Raw genomic sequence first — 449 nt, 5'->3', positions numbered from 1 at the left:
GAAGAATATGAAAAATACTTACAAAAGTTTAATGCTCAATTAAACACTGAAGGTAGCTATGTGTATGGTAGCAATCTAGCAGATGCTAGTGCTCAAATGAGTGCCCTCTTTGGTGGTGTCTTCTTTATCGGTATTTTCCTATCCATTATCTTTATGGTCGGAACCGTTCTGGTCATCTATTACAAACAAATTTCTGAAGGCTATGAAGACCGTGAGCGCTTTATTATCTTGCAGAAAGTTGGTTTAGATCAAAAGCAAATCAAGCAAACCATTAACAAACAGGTTTTAACTGTTTTCTTCCTTCCTTTGCTTTTTGCCTTCATACATCTAGCCTTTGCCTACCATATGCTTAGTCTGATTTTAAAAGTGATTGGTGTAATAGATACGAATATGATGTTGATTGTGACCTTGTCTATCTGCGCTATCTTCCTCATCGCCTATGTGCTGAT

At 37.0% G+C, this 449-nt stretch carries 1 pseudogene; it reads left to right on the top strand.

The window, feature by feature from the left end:
- Positions 1 to 449: pseudogene (locus B7697_RS00030) on the top strand (FtsX-like permease family protein); the annotation flags it as partial.

This window comes from Streptococcus mitis, assembly GCF_002096895.1.
GTDB classification, from domain to species: domain Bacteria; phylum Bacillota; class Bacilli; order Lactobacillales; family Streptococcaceae; genus Streptococcus; species Streptococcus mitis_AH.
Note: the sequence above shows the minus strand (reverse complement) of the source record. Positions and strands in the feature narration are given on the sequence as shown.